This is a genomic window from Phocaeicola sp. HCN-6420, assembly GCF_037890145.1.
Taxonomy (GTDB): Bacteria; Bacteroidota; Bacteroidia; order Bacteroidales; family Bacteroidaceae; genus Phocaeicola.
In genome coordinates this window covers 25,380-44,945 of the sequence record NZ_JBBKBJ010000016.1, presented here as the reverse complement: position 1 = coordinate 44,945, position 19,566 = coordinate 25,380, and the positions used below count along the sequence as shown (strand labels likewise).

23 protein-coding genes are annotated in these 19,566 nt (G+C 40.4%); 11 read left to right on the top strand and 12 right to left on the bottom strand.

Annotated features, from left to right (window positions below):
- Positions 1 to 85: 85 nt before the first annotated feature.
- The 4 genes from tpx to WKT12_RS10500 form a co-directional block, all read right to left on the bottom strand.
- Entirely contained in the window at positions 86 to 628 is a 543-nt protein-coding gene (gene tpx, locus WKT12_RS10515; RefSeq protein WP_340319671.1) for a thiol peroxidase, read from the bottom strand.
- Between the two features lie 186 nt (positions 629 to 814).
- Positions 815 to 1,336 (bottom strand): very short patch repair endonuclease, encoded by a 522-nt coding sequence (locus WKT12_RS10510; protein WP_021971405.1) that lies wholly within the window; start codon positions 1,334 to 1,336, stop codon positions 815 to 817.
- 9 nt (positions 1,337 to 1,345) lie between these two features.
- Positions 1,346 to 3,469, bottom strand: coding sequence for a llaJI restriction endonuclease (locus WKT12_RS10505; RefSeq protein WP_021971406.1), 2,124 nt, complete (start codon positions 3,467 to 3,469; stop codon positions 1,346 to 1,348).
- The gene (locus tag WKT12_RS10500) at positions 3,469 to 5,229 is read right to left on the bottom strand and encodes an AAA family ATPase (protein WP_340319655.1); all 1,761 of its coding nucleotides are present in this window, start codon (positions 5,227 to 5,229) and stop codon (positions 3,469 to 3,471) included. Before WKT12_RS10500 ends, WKT12_RS10505 begins: the two co-directional genes overlap by 1 nt.
- Positions 5,230 to 5,596: 367 nt before the next feature.
- Between WKT12_RS10500 and WKT12_RS10495 the strand changes: the two genes are divergently transcribed.
- The 3 genes from WKT12_RS10495 (at position 5,597) to WKT12_RS10485 (ending at position 9,425) form a co-directional block, all read left to right on the top strand.
- Positions 5,597 to 6,193, top strand: a complete 597-nt coding sequence (locus WKT12_RS10495) for an HU family DNA-binding protein (protein ID WP_340319654.1) — start codon at positions 5,597 to 5,599, stop codon at positions 6,191 to 6,193.
- Between the two features lie 10 nt (positions 6,194 to 6,203).
- Entirely contained in the window at positions 6,204 to 8,924 is a 2,721-nt protein-coding gene (locus tag WKT12_RS10490; RefSeq protein ID WP_340319653.1) for an ATP-dependent DNA helicase, read from the top strand.
- Between the two features lie 324 nt (positions 8,925 to 9,248).
- Positions 9,249 to 9,425, top strand: coding sequence for a hypothetical protein (locus WKT12_RS10485; RefSeq protein ID WP_340319652.1), 177 nt, complete (start codon positions 9,249 to 9,251; stop codon positions 9,423 to 9,425).
- Positions 9,426 to 9,456: 31 nt separating this feature from the next.
- On the opposite strand, the gene WKT12_RS10480 is transcribed toward WKT12_RS10485, so the two are convergent.
- From WKT12_RS10480 to WKT12_RS10470, 3 genes are read right to left on the bottom strand one after another with little or no spacing between them, the layout of a single operon-like run.
- Positions 9,457 to 10,515, bottom strand: a complete 1,059-nt coding sequence (locus WKT12_RS10480) for a glycerate kinase family protein (protein ID WP_340319651.1) — start codon at positions 10,513 to 10,515, stop codon at positions 9,457 to 9,459.
- A 4-nt stretch (positions 10,516 to 10,519) separates the two neighbouring features.
- Positions 10,520 to 11,110 (bottom strand): YqiA/YcfP family alpha/beta fold hydrolase, encoded by a 591-nt coding sequence (locus WKT12_RS10475; RefSeq protein ID WP_340319650.1) that lies wholly within the window; start codon positions 11,108 to 11,110, stop codon positions 10,520 to 10,522.
- Between the two features lie 2 nt (positions 11,111 to 11,112).
- Positions 11,113 to 11,412: a glutaredoxin-related protein gene (locus WKT12_RS10470; protein ID WP_340319649.1), complete on the bottom strand. Its 300-nt coding sequence runs from the start codon at positions 11,410 to 11,412 to the stop codon at positions 11,113 to 11,115.
- A gap of 135 nt (positions 11,413 to 11,547) precedes the next feature.
- Here WKT12_RS10470 and WKT12_RS10465 point away from each other — a divergent pair, with 135 nt between their 5' ends.
- Positions 11,548 to 12,417: a DUF7281 domain-containing protein gene (locus tag WKT12_RS10465; protein ID WP_340319648.1), complete on the top strand. Its 870-nt coding sequence runs from the start codon at positions 11,548 to 11,550 to the stop codon at positions 12,415 to 12,417.
- 158 nt (positions 12,418 to 12,575) lie between these two features.
- A complete protein-coding gene (locus WKT12_RS10460) occupies positions 12,576 to 12,782 on the top strand; it encodes a hypothetical protein (RefSeq protein ID WP_340319647.1) in 207 nt (68 codons plus the stop codon).
- Between the two features lie 146 nt (positions 12,783 to 12,928).
- On the opposite strand, the gene WKT12_RS10455 is transcribed toward WKT12_RS10460, so the two are convergent.
- The 4 genes from WKT12_RS10455 to WKT12_RS10440 form a co-directional block, all read right to left on the bottom strand.
- Complete coding sequence (locus WKT12_RS10455) at positions 12,929 to 13,399, bottom strand: pyridoxamine 5'-phosphate oxidase family protein (protein ID WP_340319646.1); 471 nt, start codon at positions 13,397 to 13,399, stop codon at positions 12,929 to 12,931.
- A gap of 24 nt (positions 13,400 to 13,423) precedes the next feature.
- Positions 13,424 to 13,723, bottom strand: coding sequence for a thioredoxin (gene trxA, locus WKT12_RS10450; protein WP_340319645.1), 300 nt, complete (start codon positions 13,721 to 13,723; stop codon positions 13,424 to 13,426).
- 86 nt (positions 13,724 to 13,809) lie between these two features.
- Positions 13,810 to 14,346: a flavodoxin family protein gene (locus WKT12_RS10445; protein WP_021971419.1), complete on the bottom strand. Its 537-nt coding sequence runs from the start codon at positions 14,344 to 14,346 to the stop codon at positions 13,810 to 13,812.
- Between the two features lie 116 nt (positions 14,347 to 14,462).
- Positions 14,463 to 15,419 (bottom strand): bile acid:sodium symporter family protein, encoded by a 957-nt coding sequence (locus WKT12_RS10440; protein ID WP_021971420.1) that lies wholly within the window; start codon positions 15,417 to 15,419, stop codon positions 14,463 to 14,465.
- Between the two features lie 427 nt (positions 15,420 to 15,846).
- On the opposite strand from WKT12_RS10440, the gene WKT12_RS10435 reads away from it, so the two are divergent.
- Positions 15,847 to 16,287: a DUF3089 domain-containing protein gene (locus WKT12_RS10435; RefSeq protein ID WP_340319644.1), complete on the top strand. Its 441-nt coding sequence runs from the start codon at positions 15,847 to 15,849 to the stop codon at positions 16,285 to 16,287.
- A 318-nt stretch (positions 16,288 to 16,605) separates the two neighbouring features.
- Positions 16,606 to 16,848 carry a hypothetical protein gene (locus WKT12_RS10430; protein ID WP_007751495.1) on the top strand — a complete coding sequence of 81 codons (243 nt, stop codon included), beginning with the start codon at positions 16,606 to 16,608 and terminating at the stop codon, positions 16,846 to 16,848.
- 408 nt (positions 16,849 to 17,256) lie between these two features.
- Here WKT12_RS10430 and WKT12_RS10425 read toward each other — a convergent pair whose 3' ends face one another.
- On the bottom strand, positions 17,257 to 17,961 hold the full coding sequence (locus WKT12_RS10425) for a S24 family peptidase (protein WP_143869350.1): 705 nt from the start codon (positions 17,959 to 17,961) through the stop codon (positions 17,257 to 17,259).
- Between the two features lie 115 nt (positions 17,962 to 18,076).
- On the opposite strand from WKT12_RS10425, the gene WKT12_RS10420 reads away from it, so the two are divergent.
- From WKT12_RS10420 to WKT12_RS10405, 4 genes are all read left to right on the top strand, one after another.
- A complete protein-coding gene (locus tag WKT12_RS10420) occupies positions 18,077 to 18,292 on the top strand; it encodes a hypothetical protein (protein ID WP_007751500.1) in 216 nt (71 codons plus the stop codon).
- A gap of 21 nt (positions 18,293 to 18,313) precedes the next feature.
- Complete coding sequence (locus WKT12_RS10415) at positions 18,314 to 18,706, top strand: hypothetical protein (protein ID WP_007758936.1); 393 nt, start codon at positions 18,314 to 18,316, stop codon at positions 18,704 to 18,706.
- Positions 18,707 to 18,851: 145 nt separating this feature from the next.
- The gene (locus tag WKT12_RS10410; protein ID WP_007751507.1) at positions 18,852 to 19,118 is read left to right on the top strand and encodes a hypothetical protein; all 267 of its coding nucleotides are present in this window, start codon (positions 18,852 to 18,854) and stop codon (positions 19,116 to 19,118) included.
- A gap of 61 nt (positions 19,119 to 19,179) precedes the next feature.
- A complete protein-coding gene (locus WKT12_RS10405; protein ID WP_007758937.1) occupies positions 19,180 to 19,560 on the top strand; it encodes a hypothetical protein in 381 nt (126 codons plus the stop codon).
- The last annotated feature ends 6 nt before the right edge of the window (positions 19,561 to 19,566 follow it).

Here is a 19,566-nt window from a genome sequence, read left to right as displayed (position 1 = left end):
GTAATAAATTAATTTTTTTTACCAATGTCCGATGGAATGTTTTTGTTTAGTTTTTTTATGAATTATATTGTAAAGGCCTCTGTCTTTACAATGCGTGTACCGCCTGAAGCGCAGCTTCGTAATCAGGTTCATTAGAAACCTCGCTTACAAGTTGCGTATAGCGCACCTTGCCGTTTTCGTCTATCACGACCACGGTCCGTGCCATCAGTCCTTTCAGCGGACCGTCGGCAAGCTGGATGCCGTACTCCTTTACAAAGTCATCACTGCGGAAAACCGACAGCGGAACGACATTATTCAGTCCTTCGATGGTACAGAAGCGTGACTGTGCAAAAGGCAAGTCCATGGAAAGACACAGCACGACCGTATTCTCCAGTTCCGAAGCCCGGGCATTAAACTGGCGGACGGACATGGCACATGTGGGCGTATCGAGGCTGGGGAAGATGTTCAGGATGACCCGTTTCCCCTTGAAAGAAGATAAGTTGATGTCTTTCATCTCTGCATTCGTAGCCTGAAAGTCAGGAGCTTGTTGCCCTACTTTCACCATTGGCCCGGAAGTATGCGATTCCTGACCGCGGCAGATTACCGTTTCTCCATTTTCTATACCAGCGTTTCCTGCTGTGACGTGCATGGGTGTCAGACTCAATGTCAACAAAGTTCCCATGCCTAAAATAATTTTTGTAGTATTCATGACGAGAGCTTTTTTATTTATAAAAAATAAACGGCGAAGAATGTTCTGTCTTTGTTTCGCTTTTTTGTTTTTTTAGTTTTTGAAAAATCCTGTTTGGTATTGAAATCGCGATGGGGGAAGGTGAAGCTATTTATTCTTGGGGATAGGAGCATAGTCATTGGTCGTATCTTCAGCAGCCATCAGCACATCTTCCTCTTCGTTAATGGAATAGCTTACCGTATGATCTTTTAAATAAATGTGATTAAGCGTATATTCCAGCGATACAAGTGTCTGCTCCCTTTTCTGCGGTTTCAGTTCACATTCCCATATCGTGATGCAATGCCATCCCATTTTAGCCAGTTCTTTCTGCACCTTTTTGTCGCGTGCAATATTACGGTTGATTTTGTTTGTCCAGAACTCTGTATTCGATTTGGGAATGACGTAATATTTACACCCTTCGTGTCCGTGCCAGAAGCAACCGTTGACAAAGATGCAAGTATGATATTTTCGCAGTACGATGTCCGGACGGCCAGGCAGACGAGGATGGTTCAGGCGATATCTGAATCCGTGGGCGAACAGATATTTTCTGACTATCATTTCCGGCTTGGTGTTGGCTGAATGTATGGCAGCCATGTTTTTGTGCCGTTGTTCTTTGGAAAGGACATCCATAGATTGGGGTTACTTATTATACAGCTGAATAATATTCTCAATCGAAATAACTTCTCCTGGGCGCATCTTGTCATAAATGGAATTCCAAGTTTTGCCGATATTAATATATTCTCCAAGTTTGAATTTCAAACAAGGTTGTGTATTGCCGTCTTTATCTTTATAATTGCCAAACTGTAATTTTTCTATTTTGTAAAATCCGTCAATCTTTCCGCTTAGCATGGGAAGGAAATATTTTACAGCAATCAGGTTTATCGGTGGAATTTTTTCCATTGTATATACCCGTGCCTGATGATTATAGAACATTTCATGTTCTTCGTCAGTGGCACGGATAAGTCCTGTGAATACATTTTTTTCGGAAGTAATTGTTTCTGTAGGTATACCATTACTTGCTTCGGGAGCGTCATTGTTGAACAATGTTTCTGGGTCTTCTCCCATTTTACATTCCTGAACAATGAAATATTTATTTAATTGATTCAAAAGAGTTTCGTTCTCTGTTTGAAACTCTTTTCCCAATGCAAGAGAATAGATATTTGGGTCGGTGTATGGCGTGTAAATCTTACCGAGTAATTCCTGAAAATGTTCTTTGATGTACGAGTTCGCATTTACTCCCGGACGTGCTTTCATGGCATGAAACTGGAAGTTTTCTTCCAGAATTTTTTGTATTTCCTGACGGAATTTTTCTCTAACTATTGCTTTCCATGAATCTTTTTGCAGAGTGTTGTTACGTGCATACAATGATATAATATAAAGGAAGTTTACATCATAATGACATACAAGCAATGTATCACGGTCGAACAAACGGTTGTCAAACTGTCTATTATAAAAATAAGTATCTTCTTTGTCTGTTATCTTTAATTCTTCTTTATAGCTTAATTCTTCATTTAAACGTGCACTTATAAAAAAGTTCGGCATGACATTATATCCTTCTGTTATATCGTCCCTAAGTTTGGCTACACCTTTTGCTTTGGTTAGATTTTTATTTTCATCGTCACTGCTCATGAACAAGTTCAGATTCCATTGAATGACATTGCGGGCATAAGTAAACTGCTTGTAAACAGAATATTTCCCGATGGAGTTTCCTCGTTTATAATATTTTGAGTCACCAATATAATAAATAGGCTGGTCAGCATTAGTTGTCAGGCTCTTGTAAGTATACATGTGGTCTACCATTTTGCCATCTTCCTGCTCCTTCAAACCGTTAGGTATATCCTTGTCACCTATCAGTTCATCAATGATAGCTTCGAATACAATATTGAAATTCTTTACCAGCAAATACTCTTGCAAATCTGTATTTATCTGGACTTGTCTGGCTGCATCAAAGAAAGCGTAACAAAGCGTCCACAGTTCCAGTGCCTTGTCGGAAAAGTATTTGTATTTGATTTGCAGCAATCGGGTTTTTCCAAATCCTTTTAAGTACGTTTCAAATTGTTTTCCCTTAATCAAATTGAAGTTACAGTCTATTTCTTTTGTAAATCCATATTGGTCGCCAATATAGTTTAATATGGAAAAGAAGATAATCAGAAGTTCTTCATCAAAATTTATTTGTCGTTTTTTATTGACCGGATTTAGATAAACAGGATGATTGTTTTGGATAATGGCTGTAGTGGTACCTATCGTACGGGTCCAGTTAATCTTGTTATATCCGGAATGCAGATTTTTCAGAATGAAGAAGAAAAAGCTTCTATTGTTTTTGTTAAACTGGATAAGAGAAAGCAATATATCCAGAAAAGTATTGCTAAGCCTGCGGCTTCCTTTCCCTATCTGGATAATCTTTTTATGGTATACAATATCAGTCTGATTATTGCGGTCGGTTCTGAAGACATCGATAGTACGGTAAATCCATACAGCAAATTCGTAAATGAAATTTTTTTCCGTTTGTGTAAGCGGATTGCTTGTGTCGAGATTGATAATATCTTCCGGCTCATATTTGCCGAATACCAGCTCTTTTCCGTTTATGTCTTCTAAGAGAACCTTTGGTAAGATAAAGACACAATCGCACAGTAATGTGTTGTAAAAGTAACCTACATAATTTAATATTACGTAACCTTCTACATTCTCCAAAGCATCAATGCCGTGAAGAACATTTTTTACACTTGCTGCGAGATATTTATGCCCTTCAATGATGATTCTCATTAGTACTCTACCTTTAGGTTTAGATTTAATTCATTAGATATAGTCGTCAATATATTGCGCATTGTTTTCCCGTTCATACCTTTTATAAAATAAAATCCATTGGCCTCAACATATGAATATCCTTGTGTATTATTTTCTATTTCTTCATATTTGTTAGGGCTTATCATTGGACATCCCAAGCGCGAATATTTTAGATTTTTGATGATTGGAGCTATTTGTTCTACTCCAATTTTTTTTATAGCATTAATGTAGACATCGAAACGAGTCTTTCCTACAACTAAACTTCCGTCTGGAAATAAAACTTTTAATCTACTATTTCCATTATTATCTATTTCTTCATTGTCATTTTTTTCTAAATCTTCTTCGATGTCGTTATAAATTGTATCAACATTCAAATTATTTAGGAATAATTCTACTTTATCATTTTGTACTATTGCTTTACCATTTTGTCCTGCTTTATAGAACTTATCGAAGGAAAGTGTACCTCCGTCTGTATCTTTGAAAATAGTCCCGTCGAACCCATAATCTTTAAATACATCATTCCATAAATAGAATATGACTTTTCCAACAAAAGTTTCTGCACTGATGCAGCCATTATTCGTCTTACAAAAGAAAAAGCCTAGTTTCTTGTCTTCTGAATTGGTTGTAGAACTAATTTGAAGATTGATTTTTTCAAGGAATGACCACCAACTGTATTTACTTGTACCAATACATATATTCCAGCTTAGTTCGTTTCCGCTTTCATCATATCCTTTGCCGATAGGCATGTATTTCCATTCCCATCGACGTTTGAATGCTGAGTCAACGGGGAAAAGCGACTGGTCACTGGTATTCATTGTTGCCCATATATACAGATTGTCTGGAAGGAGTAATATCTCTCCTTTAAGGACTTGTTCTGTAACATTTCGTCCATACAAATCATTGATTTTCTCCGCTTGAGGTATAGAAAGCCCTTCAAATGCTTTAAGAAGCTGCTTTCTCATATCGTTGTCTGTATAGATAGGATAATCGGAGAATCCTGCATCATTTCTGTCAAGAAGTTGGAATAAATCTCCGAAAATCTGAGCACAGTTACCACGGTTGATTTCTTCAATGATAAGATATTGCTTTTGTGGCTCAGCCTCAGAGGCGGTTTGGGCATAAAATTTCCATGCTTGAATATAAGCTTGAAGGAAAGCTTGATTGACAAATTCATAAATGATACGGTCTTCTTTGATTTCTTTTCCGTTTTCAATGATTTTATGGCCGGATACATCTCTCATTGTTACTTGGATAGTAGTTGGCTTATATGTTCCTACAAAAGTAGAATAATCACTGTCTGGATGAAATGTTGTGCGAATAACACTTTCATTTCTTGTTGCTTCATTTATAGTATATGACTTTCCTGTACCTGGTGCTCCGTAGAATATTATTTGATGAGAGTAGGAATTATTATAGGTTATCTCACTACTATTGTAAATAATTTTTTCATACCCTAAGGCCATTTTCGCCATTAGGGCAAGTGTAGAAGTATATCCATACTCAAATTTATCAATTGAAGTTAATCCAGACAAATCGTTTCTTGCATCATTGGCAGAAGCATCAGGTTTCTTTTTGAAATATTCTATATATTCTTTTAAAAGGGCTTTGGATATGGTACGAAGACCGTGAGCACCTTTACTTGTAGACTCAACAATATAGCAAAGTCTATCTTCATCTACAATTTTTATTTGTCCATTTGTAGATTCATCGTTCTTTCTGAGTATGGTATATTCTGACATAGTAAGGTCTTTTTATGTAATTTGATTAAAAGTTATGACTTATTATATATGTCAATGGTAGATTACTACAAAGATATTATAAAGAGGCTAATAATGAAAACAGATTACGGTTATTCTGATTTAGATGCTTATCATAAAGCTTGTTGATTGACTTGAACTATTGTAGTATTCATTATTGATAAAAATACTGATTTTTCCTTGTTTATTTCAAAATTTATATCCAATTTTACCTCGACACGAACGTGATAATATCTTAGCACGTTCGTGCTGATAGCTTGTCACGTTCGTGTCAATATCTAAACAGCTACGTGATGAGGCTTTTGTGTAAAGACGTTTGATAAAATATTTACTAACCAACTGATACTAAATGGCTATTAAATTCGATTTGTTTGAGAATCCGGTGAAAGAAGGTGTATCTTCTCCAAAACTACATGCGAAAGTAATTACTAAAGATGTCGTTACCACCCGTGAAATTCGTGAATCTATCTCCAAAAAATGTACGGTGGCTCCTGCTGATGTAGCAGCCGTCATTACTGCTTTGAGCAGTGAATTGTACGAAAAGCTGAGTAATGGCTATACCGTACATTTGGACGGAATTGGCTATTTTAGTTTAAGTCTGAAGTGCACGCCCGACATCAATCCGAAATATATAACGACTTCCGATATTCGTGTGCGAAGCATTAAGTTCACTCCCGATAAGGAACTGGCAGACCGTTTCAAGGAGGTGAAGTTTGAACGTTCGGCAGATTCTTCCCGACATTCTTCAAAGATGGACGATGAAGAGGTGAAACAGAAGCTCGCGGAATTCTTTGCAGGACATAGTTTTCTCCAGCGCCGTGACTTTGAACAGCTCACGGGATTCAATCAATCTAAGGCGACAAGATATATTCGTCGGCTGGTTGAGGAGGGAGTGTTGAAGAATGTCGGGTCGAAGTTTCAGCCGGTGTATGTAGAAATAAGATAAAAAATTAGTTATGTTAGATATAGATAAAGCAATATATGATAGCAATAGTACTATATGTAATAATATAGAATTGCTACGAGGTAATGAAAGAGGTTTATTGTCTCAGAATATTTTATCTCAATTACGAAATTTTCTAGAATGTATTTTTGTGAAAATATATGTGGCTTCGGGAAATTCATTAGTTGAGAAGGATTACGATAATATATGTCAAGCTGTCAAGTTTATGAAAACTAAACAGGGGCAATATCGTTTTTTGAATCAATTTCATAGGTTGTTGCAAATATCGGTTTCTCATTATACCCTAGACCCTGATAGCTCTGAAAGATTGATGCTTAAATACTATGAATATTTATTACGTATCAAGACTTTCATGAAGGAAAATTATAAAATGGAGTTGCTGCAAAATCTTGATAAATTTCCGTTGAATACAGATACTGCATTTACCTTGTATTATGAAGCTATAGAAAAGGTACTTGAGAATAAGGCTGCAATCATGCAAAAGACAATTCAGCACGGAAGATTTTATATAGAAAAGTCACATCCCGTTGTTGTTAATGGCACTATTTTCTATGAAGTTACATTTATTTCAGCTCATGATAAATCTAGTAAATTCGACAGGATAATAGCATTTACTCCATTAGAAATTCCTACTTATTATGCTGTTGAATTACATCTGGCTGAATGTGATATTCAAGTGTTAAACCGTAAAATGCCAATTATAGTGATTGTAGATTGGAATGTTTCTATTAGAAATTGTGAATTGAAAAATTTTGCAAAAATTTTTGGATATTCAGAAGAATATAGAGATACTAGAGAATATTCTAATTTGATGAAGTTTCTGACGGTGTATAAAATGAATATTGTAGAAATTTTGGATTCTTCACAAGAGTATTATGAAAGGTTTATTGAATATATTCAAAAGGGAGCGAAGCAACATGCTGTATCATCTCTTTTAATATCTTGTCGGAGCTTTATTTCAAAAAGAATGGACGGAGAAAATGTTATTCGTTACTTACTTTATCACTTAAGTAATAAGGTTATAAAAAAACAATTAGGTAGGCAACAATGTCCATATTTATCTAATCTGTATTTAAAGTATCAGTGCATTCCTTTTGATAAAATTCCATTTAATTTTTCATTGGTAAATCATAATCCGTCAATTTCCGATTTATTATATTGTATAGATGTTTCTGAGCGTAAGTATGAGTTATTTGCACGATTTATAAAAAATAATACGGAATGTAATGGAGTTTTATATACTCCGATAAATGACATACAGTACTTTGATAACCCAGAGGCATTGGCAGAAAAGTATAATAGTGTCTTATATGAAGGACATCAACATTTACGAATAGAGTCTTATAAAGGACATTTTTATATAAAAGAATATGAAGACCATGTCCGAGATATTATTTCAGGTCTCTTGAAATATACCAAAAATGGACTTGGTAATTATGTCAATTCGGTGGAGGCTTGGATGAGGACTTCAGGAATTAATATTGACAGTGAAGAAAAGAAAGTGGCTCTAAGAACTTTATTCAAGGATTCTAAAGTTGCTCTTATTTATGGTCCGGCAGGTACGGGGAAATCTATGATGATAAATTATATTTCTTTGTTTTTTAAAGAAAAACATAAGGTCTTTCTGGCAAATACAAATCCTGCTGTAGAAAATCTTCGTCGTAAGGTTACAGCTGAAAATGCGGATTTTATGACAATTGCAAAATATCTTTCGGGTAATGATTCTACTATAAAATGTGATATTTTATGTGTAGATGAATGTAGTACAGTCAGCAATCGGGACATGGTGAGAATTTTGGAAAAATCAAGTTTTCAGCTTTTACTCTTGGTGGGGGATGTATATCAAATTGAATCAATATTGTTTGGTAATTGGTTTAGTATTGCTCATTTTATTATGCCGAAAACTGCAGTAGTTGAACTAAATACTACATATCGTACGACTGATCATGGTTTGAAAGATGTTTGGGACCGAGTACGTCACATTACTGATGATAGATTGGAGTTCATTACTAGGAATGGATTTTCATCAGGATTGGACGATTCTATATTTCTTAAAAGTGCTGAGGATGAGATTGTACTTTGTTTGAATTATGATGGTCTATATGGAATAAATAATATAAATAGGTTTTTGCAGGGAAATAATTATAGTCCTTCTGTCAGAATTGGAGTGCAAACTTATAAGATAGGTGATCCTATTTTATTTAATGAATCAAATCGGTTCGCACCTCTTATTTATAATAATCTGAAGGGTAAAATTTTGAATATTGAAAAGGAGGAAGAATGCATTTATTTTACAATAGAAATATATATGGTTGTGAATGAATTGGATATATCAGGCTTAAATTTAGAGTTGTTAGATTCTGTGGCTGATAATACTTCCGTCATCCGTTTCAAAGTAGAACTTCAAACAGATGGAGATGAAGATGATGATGATTTGGATTCCATCGTTCCATTTCAAATAGCATATGCTGTTTCTATTCATAAAGCTCAGGGGTTGGAATATGATTCAGTCAAGGTGGTGATAACCAATGAAATTGAAGAAATGATAAGTCATAATATCTTTTATACAGCTATAACAAGAGCAAAGAAAAAATTGAAAATATATTGGAGTCCAGAAACGGAGAAGCGTGTTTTAGAAGATATGAAAGAACAGTTTAATGATAAAGATTACAGACTTTTCAGAGAGAAATTTAAATCTGAATTGAATTTGTAGTTTACTTTTAAGAAAATCAGATATATCGCGAGAAATATAGAGATTGATATTTGACTTTGTCGTAACAGCCCTTTGCAAGAGAAGTTTTTTGAAACAGGCAGCTACGGCAAAGTCTTTTATAATTTGCTTTAGTTTTGATGCTTACGTTCTTTGATTAGGTTGGTAAGTAAAAAAGAAGAAAACGTAAAAGCCTTTGAAATAAGATGATGTTTTTTATAATAAAATAAATGTTTCCTTTGTTCCCAACCATTAAGGACAAAGGAAACATCAGGTGAATACTTATTTTGCAGGATTGCCGTCTGCTGTCAACGGACTGACAGCATAATGCTGAAGTCACGGATAATGGGAGCTGCCGTACATTCTTCTACAATTAGACGGAATGACTTGGCTTCGACAGCAGGAAAGGCTTCGATGCGTTTGTGTCCTACGGAAGTAATGGAATACTACACCTATTTCGGCTTCGTGCCATTTTATCTGGTGGGGAGCAGGTATAGGTGTTGAATGGATGCTTCGTCTGCCGGATATCGTGTGGTCAAAAATGTTGGTCGATCCAGCGAAGAATGTTTTGTCTGGCTGTTTCCGGCTGAATAGCCTCTTCAATACTCATGCCTTCGGGGGTAATGCTGTCTACTCTTGCAAATCCGGCATTGAGAAGTTCCTGTCTGTCGCTTGCCTGTCCGGCGGTTAGCCATACCGGAACCTGATGCTTTCGTGCCCGTTGCAGAATGCGTTCGGGAAGTTTGCCCATAAGTGTCTGGCGGTCGGCGTGCCCTTCGCCGGTAATGACAAGGTCGGCATGTTTCAACAGTTCATCGAATTTTATGAGATCGAGCAGTAAGTCGGCTCCCGATTGTGCCGTAGCATTGAAATATTGCATGAAAGCGTAGCCTAAACCTCCGGCGGCTCCGGCACCGGGTTGCGTGGAAGTATCTTTTCCCATTAGGCGGGCGGAACTGTCGGCAAACTGTCGGGCGCGGCGGTCCAGTTCGTTTACCATCTGGGGAGTGGCTCCTTTTTGGGGAGCAAAGGTAAAGGCTGCTCCTTCTTTTCCATAAAGTGGATTGCGTACGTCGCTGGCTAAGGTAAACTGGCATCCGGCTGTTTGGCTGGTCAGTACATCGTTTATTGTTCCGTTAGGGGCGAGGATGTCGGTAAGTGCCTGAAGCATTCCTTTTCCGGCATCGCTGGTTCCGCTTCCTCCCAGTCCGATGATGAACTTTCTACAACCTTGTTGTATGGCGTGGGCTACGAGTTCGCCTACACCGTAGGTCGTGGCTATCAGTGGATTGCGTTCTTCGGCTTTCATCAATGTCAGTCCGCATGCCTTGGCTGTTTCGATAACGGCTGTTCCGTCGGGAGCAATACCATAGCTGGCAAGGATGGGACGCATCAGCGGATCGTGTACTTTGGTTTGGATGATTTGTCCGTGCAAGGCAGAGATAAAGGCTTCGAGCATGCCTTCACCACCGTCGGACATGGGGAGTGAATGGACTGTCACACCGCGGAAAGTCAGAACTTGTGCAAGGACTGCTTCTACTTCTTCTGATGTGAGGCAGCCTTTGAATGAATCGATGGCCAGAATGATTTGCATGGAACTATATTGTTAATAGTTTTTCTATTAGTGGAACGTAATATTGGTGTACCTCATCGGCTGTTGGAGTATGCCCGCCCGGGAAGTGCCAGGAGTGGGGATAGTATTTCAGAAAGAGTGGTTCGTAGTGGGCCAGATGGTCGTTCTCTCCAAAGATACCCCAGATGTGTTCGCGGTTCGCGGGCTGGTAGTGGTCCCATTGATGGAGCTGTACTTCGGCAAATTCATCAATCAGGGGCTGGTCGATGACGAAATGCTGGTTGCCGTTGGCACGAGGTGACTTGTATTCATGGGGCCCGATGCGTTCGGTCAGGAATTTGGTCATTTCGAAATATGGGTTTCCAAGCAGGGCGGGGAGTCCGTTTTCGGAAGCTATAATCTGGGCAAGAAAGGAACCGTTACTGTTTCCGACGAGTACATCGGGGGCTTCTTGTTGGCATAGTTGACGCAGGAATGAAAGTGCTTCTCGGGGATGCAAAGGCAAATCGGGAGTCAGAACTTGCGCTTTATTGCTGAGGCTTTCTTGCAATGCCTGGGCAGGTGTGCACGCACCGGAAGCGAAGAAGCCATGAAGGAAGATAACTTTTCGTTTCATTTTCAACAACCGCTTCCGTCGATGTTACAAGTTGCTCCTTCGCAGGCCGGGCGTGAATGTAGTCCGGCATCTTCGGGAGTTAATGTCACAGTACCGTCTTCCAGTACAAAACAGGGGATGCCGGCGGCTCCGCTTTTCTTTGCTTCGTCGAAAACGGGATGATGGTCGCGGAGTTTCAGGAATTCCTTGAGGTTTCTCACATGCTGGCCAATGTCGATAACTTCGTAGTTGCTGTCGCCTTTTATCTGTTCTTCTACGTAAGTGCAGTCGGGGCACGTGTGCATGCCGTATATCTTTATCATGATATTATATGGTTTAAAAAGTGATTTGTTACGCTGGCAAAGTTATATAAAAATCGGTTGTATGTATGAATGATTAATATTTTCTGTAAATTTGGTTGTTCCGAATAAGATTGTTTTTGATAAAACGTTGGTTGAATGAAAAAGACTGTAGCACTTATTGATAAATTTATTAGTCTGGCTAATGGTGAGGCTTTACCGGCAAGTAGTTTGAGAGGTGACTGGATTGAGCAGATGCTGGAAGATGGAGTTCTGATGGTTACTTCGCATGGCAGCCGGAAAACTTTACGTGCGATTGACGGACGTAGCTTTTGTGAGTACTTGTCGAATAAATGTAATATTCGGGATTTGGAGGAGTGTCGTCGGCTTTTGCTGTCGGATAATGTGGAAAGGGCTGTTCAGGTTGCTGTAACTGGTGATTCGAAATATAGGGAGAAACGTACTTTTTACGGTTTTCTGGTGAATAGTTATCAGCCTATACCAGCAACGGTAAACGGGTACCCCAAGACTATTTTGCCGTTGGAGGGGACTTTTGATTTTATCTACGATTATTGGAAATTTGCGATTCCGGAAGATGTGGTAGTAATAGGTATTGAGAATCCCGAAAACTTCAGGTATGTATCGGCCCAGAAAAAGCTTTTCGGTTCGGTTGTACCCGACGGGGGGAAGCAGCTTTTTGTGTCCCGCTATCCGCAGGAACAGAGTAAGGATTTGATTTGTTGGCTGCAAAGCATTCCTAACCGATATATTCATTTTGGCGATTTCGACTTGGCGGGCGTTCATATTTATCTTACATCGTTCTACAAATATTTAGGTGAGAGAGCTTCTTTCCTGATTCCGGCGGATTATGAATATCGGATAGCACATGGAAGCAGGGAAAGGTATAATCATCAACTTGAGAAATATGGGAAAATGCAGGTAACTGATCCACGCTTGGAAGAGCTGGTGGCTTGTATTCATCAGTATCATCGGGGGTATGATCAGGAGGGGTATATCGAAAGGATTTGAAGGTGATGGGAATAGATTGATTCCGGATGGTATTATACGATTATCGGTAGAAGCGCGAACGGATGTACATCTGTGTGGACGTATTTTGCATTTTTACAAGGGCAATATAACTGCAGGTAAGGTAGAACTACTATATTTGTATAGTATAAATTTGTATCATGATACCTCCTGCTATAGAACAATCAACGAAGGAAGAGCGTCGGGCGTATGTGCTCGAAGAGTGGAAATGCCTGCATAACTGTGAGCTGTGCGGTAAGTGTCACGTACTGAAAGGACAGGACGTGGAGGTTCTTTATGCGGATTACATAGAGGGATTGCGGAGCTATATGGATGTGACGATTGACATCCGGAACCGGAGTTATTGAGTTGATAAAGCTTGTCGGTTGCCGATGTTTCGTTAATTCCGAGATTCCGGAAAACAGACTTTTGCCGCATTCTTCAAACGGATAATCGGAAATCTTTTCGGAATCTCGGATAAAATGACGGGAAGGATACTTTACAGGAAGTTTTTTCAGAACTGAAAATGGATGGGTTTGGCAAAATCGGCTTTCTTCTCCAGTCCTTTTACGTTGCCTAAATTGGTCATCCAGCCGTCGATGTGCTTCAGGTAAAATACTTTGAACACGGGATTGGTGCGCATGTCTTTGTAAAGTTCGTGCACGATGGCACTCTTCTCGATAATGGCGTCGCGGATATCCTGACGTTCTTCGAAGACTGCTTCTGCCGAGAAACGGATCCAAGGTGTTTGTATTTCGTCCTTTTCCAGCTTGCATCCGCAAAGTTCGAGAGCGGGATTTGCCTGAAGCTCGGCATACACTTCTTTTTTTGCATTGGTACAGAACCAGAGCTTATCGTCTTCCAGTATCATGTATTGCATGGGGCGTACCTTGGGCTTGCCGTCGAGTCCGATGGTAGCCATAAACTGAATGCCGATGCGATCCAGGTAGCCGGCTACATCGCGCAGGGTAATTTCTTCGTTCATTATCGTTTCGTCTTTACTTGTGGGTTATTGCAAAAAAGGATCGATGGTTGACAACAGTTCAGCTTTCGGCATTGCACCGCTTGCTCTCCAAAGTACTTCTCCTCTGCGGAACAGCATGAGGGTGGGGACGGACTGAATCTGGTATTGTTGGGATAGTGCTGCATGCGTATCTACATCAATCTTGATAATACGGATACGGTCGCCCAGTATCTCTTTTACTTGTTGCAGGACGGGGTGCATCATTTTGCAGGGTTGGCACCAGGTCGCAAAGAAATCGACCAGCACGAGCTGATCGCCGGCAATTACGTCATAAAATGTTTCCATAGTTAATTTGTATTTTTGTTTATTATTGGTTGAGAAGTAAGCACGTTTCCGATCTTTTCGGTCTTGCTTGCCTTCGTAATATTGTTTTAGCAATGAAGTCCCATTTCGTAGGCTTCATTTAGTTTGGGGTTTCCGGTGATGGTACGTGGAGCAGTTACTCCGCCACAGAAAAGTGTACCCGCCAGACGGCTCTTCGGGAAACAATCAATCCAGCCTGTGAGGCCAGCTTCTGCTCGTTTGGGAACTTCCGGTTCTTCTTCGGCGGCAGTAGTTAGCATGTAGACGTCACGGAACTGATAATCCATGGTATACAACGCATTCATACGGTCGATGAGCACTTTCATCTGTCCGCTCATCTCGAAATAATAGATTGGAGTAGCCCATACGATGACATCCGCATGCAGCACTTTCTGCATGATGCTGTCGACGTCATCCTGAATAACACATTTGCCCAGTTTCTGGCAGGCTAAGCATCCACGACAAAAGTGTATATCTTTACCGATAAGTGAGATCTTTTCTACTTCGTGACCTGCCTGGAGAGCACCATTTATAAATTGATCAGCGAGCATGTCGCTGTTTGAGCCAGTGCGTAGACTGGTTGAAATAACAATCACTTTTTTCATGTTACTTTGTCTTTATTAGCTTTTGTAGACCAGCTCAAAGTTATAGGTTTCTTTCCAGTTTTCCGCATGTATTGTCTGAAAAAAATAGGTGTCCGGAATGTCTGAATGCAGGTCTTTCAGATTCTATTTTGTTTCTTGTCCGACTGTTTCCTGAAAATTTGTGCTGCGATGCTGCCCGAAAAGTTGTGCCATACGGAAAACATGGCTCCGGGAACGGCCGCCATAGGGAACATGGCAAAATGGGTAGTAGCCAGCGAAGTGGCCAGTCCGGAGTTCTGCATGCCTACTTCGATGGCAATGGCCGACCGTTTGGACGGCTCGCTTCCGGTAAGGGCAGTAAGTCCATAGCCTAAGGCCAGTCCGAGTACGTTATGCAGGATGACCGCTACGGCTACTATCAGGCTGCATGTAAGAATACTGGTAGAGTTGTGGGCAACGATGATGCCGATGATGAATGCGATGGATAGTGTGGAAATCATTGGTAACAGCGGTACGATTCGTCGGGTGGTTTGTCCAAAATAATGGTTCGCGGCAAATCCCAGTACGATGGGAACGATTACCACTTGTACGATACTTAAAAACATGCCGGCAATGTCTACGTCGACCGATTCGCCGGCCAGCAGCCACACGAGGGCAGGCGTGACGACGGGAGCCAGCAGGGTGGAAACGCCGGTCATTGCTACGCTCAGAGGAACATCGCCTTTGGCCAGGTAACAGATGACATTGCTTGCCGTACCTCCCGGACAGCATCCCACAAGGATTACTCCGAGAGCAAGTTCTTCGGGCAGGGCCAGCAGCTTGCTGAGCAGCCACGCCAGGGAAGGCATAATGAGAAACTGTGCCAGTTCGCCGATGAGGATGTCTTTAGGATGTTGCAGAACGGGCTTGAAGTCGGACGGGCGAAGTGTCAGTCCCATGCCGAACATTACCACGCCAAGCATCGGCGTGATGGCTGAAGTTCCTATCCAGGCAAACGAGGAAGGGAGAAAGAGTGCCACGACAGTCACCAGTACCACGATAAGAGTGATGTGTGCTGCAATCCATGCAGATAAGGTGAAGATTTTATTTTTCATTGCTCTCTATTCTAATTTTTTTGTCTTTCCAGTTTTTGTAATCTTCGGTGAAACGTTTTTTCTTCAGGAACAGACGAAGGGGGACGACGAATCATCTGGATTTTCTCTGCAAAAGTACGAAAACCTCGGATAACCGCAAGTCGAAAAATGGGTTTCAATAAGGAGGATTAGTTACGGTAAGAAATTTATGATGTTGAATTGCTCCTTAGTGTGAATGATAAGTAGTTTGTATGATTCGGATTTATTCAAAGTAGGTTTTCTTTTCACAATATAAATTCTTTGTAAAAATAATCTGCTATACGATAGATCTCTGTAATTTTGTCCCTTGGTAAATAGTGATTGTCCTTGCTCTTGAACTTTCTATAACATTGAAGTCTGGAAGGGAAAAGTTAGTTTCGTTTTGATGAATTATCTAAATAAAAATCATATGAATAAAATTTATTTCAACAAAGAGAAAAACATCCGTTTATGGTATATAGTTACCCTTTTACTATGTGTGCTGTTTTCGGGATGTGACAAGATGGAGGCACAGGAGTATATTCCTCAGGCACCTGACTATTCTGATTCAACTTTCTGGTATACAGAAGAAAATGATAAGACGGGAAAAAATGCCGACGTGTTTTATATTGTATCTACTTGGGAAAAAGATTGGAAGGACGAGAATGGAACAATAGTTCATTATGCGGATGTTTATAAAAAGAAACACCGTGATGATATGACAAAAGAGATTTCGGCTATAGCTGCTTATATGGGTAAGGATAATAATTTTTATTCTCCTTTTTATCGGCATATATGGGGCATAGAACGAAGCGGTTTTTTCAATGGTCGGGAAAAATGGGCGAAAGGTTTTGAAAACCAAAGGGTTTAGGCATGATCGGGAAAATGGGCTGAATATTTCGAAGCGGTTTTTCTCTTTACATGGCTTACATCTGCTTTACGTTTGAGGGGCTTTTCTTCGGATATTCGGGGGATTGCTTTACATCGGGCTTGCAGATGGGGCTAAAACGGCCTGGAAGGGTTTTATTTTCGGCTGTGTGGCCGTTTTATGGCTGGGTTGATGGATTTTGTTATATGATGGTGTGAACGGCTGTGTGGCCGTTTTTTTGTGCCTATTTTTAAAGATGTTGCCTTAAAATTCTTCCAAATAAGTATTATTTGGTATATTTGCAGCATAATAGAAACGAATATGGCAAAAGTGATTCATGTGCATTTGCTGCATAAAATAGACGGGACGAAGCAGAAAGATTGGTATTTCAGCAGTATATCGGCTGTTTATACGGTTCTGACGGCAGATCAGGTGGGGGCAACCAAGAATTACCTGCTTCATGCCGGGCTGTCTGGTAACGGCACAATATGCACGAAAAAGGCTATAATTAAGCAATCTACGCTCATCTCGGGTGGTAGTAAGGGAATGGTTAGAACGATATAATAGCGCCGTTAGAAAGGCTTGTAGGCGTTATTTCTTTGAATGCTGATTGGGGAGCTTATGGCTCCCTTTTTTTATGCCCCTACGGTTGGTTTTATTTGGTTAGGGGTTACTATTGGGGTTACTGTTAGGGGTTACTACTTCTTTAAGTTAGGGGTTACTTTAGGGGTTACTTTTTCAGTTCTCAGAGGGTACGCCCGAAATAGGAAACTATGTTATAAATGAAAGCAAGTGCCGTTTTTCTCTGTTTTCAGAGAGGAAAAACGACACTTGTTTGTGTGATATACCTTATTATAATAAAATAAATCCTTTGATTTACAGTGTATTTACGAGTTTGCTTCAGGTAAATTCCTTCAAAAGTGTGTGCGTGCGTCCTTTTTTAGCCTTCTGTAGGAGGCATGCGTGTACCACTTAGAAGAACTTGCTGATACTTCCGATTACTTCAAAGACATTGATGATGCGTGATTTGTCGAATTCCTGTTCATCGTAGTCATTGGTGTTGATGGGGATGAAGCGCAGCTTGTCCGGATCCGGCGACCTGCGGAGGATTTTAATGGTGCGGATGGTATCCAACACCACTGCATAGATTTCGCCATATTGGATGTCGTTGAGTGTGCATTGGTGCAGGGCAATGATGTCGCCATGGTTTATTTTGGGTTCCATGGAGTGCCCGGTGACATTGCACCAAAGGCTGGTTTTTTCGAATCCCCTTATTACAATGTTGGTGGCAGGTATGTTTACCTGTGAATTAAACACTTCATCAAAGCCCCCGATAAAGTCCACATCGTAGTATGGTGTACCGATGGATGGGTTCATAGATGTGGTAGGCAGAGTCGAAGAATTTGCTTCGTCTATTGTTTTAATGCCGTTCAAATCATCTTTCAACATGCTTCCTGCACCAGTAAGTAACCAATCGGCAGATAATTCCGGATAGGCTAATAGAATTTTTTCAATATTCATTGAGCTCATGCCTTTGCCAGACACCTTTGCTTTCCCAATAAGTCCAACAGAAAGACCGGCATTAACAGTCATTTGATTGTCATTTATGCCCTTTTTCTCCATGAAATATTGAAGTCTTTCTATAAAATTCATATCCTTATATTGATTTTCTTCCATATTTAGTTTGATGTATTGAAATAATTCTATATATTTGCAGCGTGTTTAAGATGTAAACAGCGCGCCAAATATACAAAAAAGGCGTGTGATTAGCGAATTTTAAGGATTAAAGAAAATGAAAGCAAAAGTAATTATAGCTCAAGCAACAGCCGAGACCGCCGAAGCTCTTTACGGACTGGTCAAGAAGATGGTAGATACAACAGCAATCAAGGCTTATCCCAGTGTAGATTATCAGGCAGTTTTCTTTTCAGCTGATAGATACGACTTAGACTTTGTAAAAAGAGTATTGGCGGATAAGTGCTTTTCTTTCAAAATTGAAGATGCAGAATAATACAATAAAATAAGTGAGTTTATGACACAGCAAGAATTTATGGAACGGACGGGGATAACCCCTACAGCAGAGGATTTTGATTACATCCATGCGGTTTATCTGAACACTTCGATGAACAAGGATGAGTTCTGCAAAGATTTCAAGAAACATGGGGACAGCCGGATTATCCGCGATGTTCATGTGCGAGTGCTGAACTATGAAATGAAATGTGAACGTCAAAAGGAAGTTATCGACAACCTGACCGATTTTCTGATTGGCAAGGCACATGCGTATGACGATACCGATTTCCGCAAAGAAGCGGTAGGGCTGGTCGGTGAGATGGAAGTGGTGAAACGGACCATTGAATTGGGGCTTCCGCTTTGGGATGAAGACAGGATGGTTGTCCTTTCGATGATAGAAGAACAAGGCAAATAGATTGCCGGATAACTGGCAGCCCGGAAAGACGGGCAGGGGCGGCAGGCACGGCCGGAGAGTTGGTAAATCGAAATAAGAAAGCGTAGAAAGCCGTCGGGGTTCGATTCCCCGCGCCCCACGATATAAACTTTTAAAATTTAGAGTTATGGCAAAGAATTTCAATCCGAGAACAGCAGAGAGTCTGTTCAAACAGAAGTTGCGCACGATGATAGGCAGTACGGCACATACGCAGAATATTGCCGACCAGGCGATGGAGCTGGCTGGACAATTCATGACGGAGGATGAGATAAGCAACTCGGATGCCTACCGGGTGATAGAGAATGTGAGCTGTGTGTGTGAGGAAGCGATGCAGGTGCTGGTCGAAGAACTGCAGAAAGGGACACGCCTTCATGAAATACTGACGGGTGATTAGGAAATAGCGGAAGCCGTTGAAAACCTTTGAACGAACGATAACGATTAAAAAGTATGACGATATGAGAAAGCAGATTTTGACAGATAACGAGACCAAGACCTTCTTGATGAAGACATTCGGATGCAGCCGTCAGGCTGTGTGGCAAGCACTGAATTTTGTCCGTGACAGCGATCAGGCGCGCCGGATACGCACTCTTGCCCTGAAGCGAGGCGGCAAACTGACTGACGGGAACTTCATCCCGAACTGCGAAACCACCTTCGAGGAGTGCGAGAAGACCATGACCTGCACTTTCGGTCCCCGTGTAAAACTCGTGGTCCACAGAAAGACCAATGATGTGGATGTGTACGTGGACGGAAAACGGACTGAAACCTACCAATGTGAATTTGTATCGGATTTCATGCAGCTGCAGCACGAGACCCAACAGATGGCATCTGCCTTATAAATAGAA

Bases quoted from the DNA above. Each gene is read 5' to 3' on its own strand.
- tpx (WP_340319671.1), bottom strand. From the start codon at position 628: ATGCACGTCACAGCAGGAAACGCTGGTATAGAAAATGGAGAAACGGTA.
- WKT12_RS10510 (WP_021971405.1), bottom strand. From the start codon at position 1,336: ATGGATGTCCTTTCCAAAGAACAACGGCACAAAAACATGGCTGCCATA.
- WKT12_RS10505 (WP_021971406.1), bottom strand. From the start codon at position 3,469: ATGAGAATCATCATTGAAGGGCATAAATATCTCGCAGCAAGTGTAAAA.
- WKT12_RS10500 (WP_340319655.1), bottom strand. From the start codon at position 5,229: ATGTCAGAATATACCATACTCAGAAAGAACGATGAATCTACAAATGGA.
- WKT12_RS10495 (WP_340319654.1), top strand. From the start codon at position 5,597: ATGGCTATTAAATTCGATTTGTTTGAGAATCCGGTGAAAGAAGGTGTA.
- WKT12_RS10490 (WP_340319653.1), top strand. From the start codon at position 6,204: ATGTTAGATATAGATAAAGCAATATATGATAGCAATAGTACTATATGT.
- WKT12_RS10485 (WP_340319652.1), top strand. From the start codon at position 9,249: ATGCTGAAGTCACGGATAATGGGAGCTGCCGTACATTCTTCTACAATT.
- WKT12_RS10480 (WP_340319651.1), bottom strand. From the start codon at position 10,515: ATGCAAATCATTCTGGCCATCGATTCATTCAAAGGCTGCCTCACATCA.
- WKT12_RS10475 (WP_340319650.1), bottom strand. From the start codon at position 11,110: ATGAAACGAAAAGTTATCTTCCTTCATGGCTTCTTCGCTTCCGGTGCG.
- WKT12_RS10470 (WP_340319649.1), bottom strand. From the start codon at position 11,412: ATGATAAAGATATACGGCATGCACACGTGCCCCGACTGCACTTACGTA.
- WKT12_RS10465 (WP_340319648.1), top strand. From the start codon at position 11,548: ATGAAAAAGACTGTAGCACTTATTGATAAATTTATTAGTCTGGCTAAT.
- WKT12_RS10460 (WP_340319647.1), top strand. From the start codon at position 12,576: ATGATACCTCCTGCTATAGAACAATCAACGAAGGAAGAGCGTCGGGCG.
- WKT12_RS10455 (WP_340319646.1), bottom strand. From the start codon at position 13,399: ATGAACGAAGAAATTACCCTGCGCGATGTAGCCGGCTACCTGGATCGC.
- trxA (WP_340319645.1), bottom strand. From the start codon at position 13,723: ATGGAAACATTTTATGACGTAATTGCCGGCGATCAGCTCGTGCTGGTC.
- WKT12_RS10445 (WP_021971419.1), bottom strand. From the start codon at position 14,346: ATGAAAAAAGTGATTGTTATTTCAACCAGTCTACGCACTGGCTCAAAC.
- WKT12_RS10440 (WP_021971420.1), bottom strand. From the start codon at position 15,419: ATGAAAAATAAAATCTTCACCTTATCTGCATGGATTGCAGCACACATC.
- WKT12_RS10435 (WP_340319644.1), top strand. From the start codon at position 15,847: ATGAATAAAATTTATTTCAACAAAGAGAAAAACATCCGTTTATGGTAT.
- WKT12_RS10430 (WP_007751495.1), top strand. From the start codon at position 16,606: ATGGCAAAAGTGATTCATGTGCATTTGCTGCATAAAATAGACGGGACG.
- WKT12_RS10425 (WP_143869350.1), bottom strand. From the start codon at position 17,961: ATGGAAGAAAATCAATATAAGGATATGAATTTTATAGAAAGACTTCAA.
- WKT12_RS10420 (WP_007751500.1), top strand. From the start codon at position 18,077: ATGAAAGCAAAAGTAATTATAGCTCAAGCAACAGCCGAGACCGCCGAA.
- WKT12_RS10415 (WP_007758936.1), top strand. From the start codon at position 18,314: ATGACACAGCAAGAATTTATGGAACGGACGGGGATAACCCCTACAGCA.
- WKT12_RS10410 (WP_007751507.1), top strand. From the start codon at position 18,852: ATGGCAAAGAATTTCAATCCGAGAACAGCAGAGAGTCTGTTCAAACAG.
- WKT12_RS10405 (WP_007758937.1), top strand. From the start codon at position 19,180: ATGAGAAAGCAGATTTTGACAGATAACGAGACCAAGACCTTCTTGATG.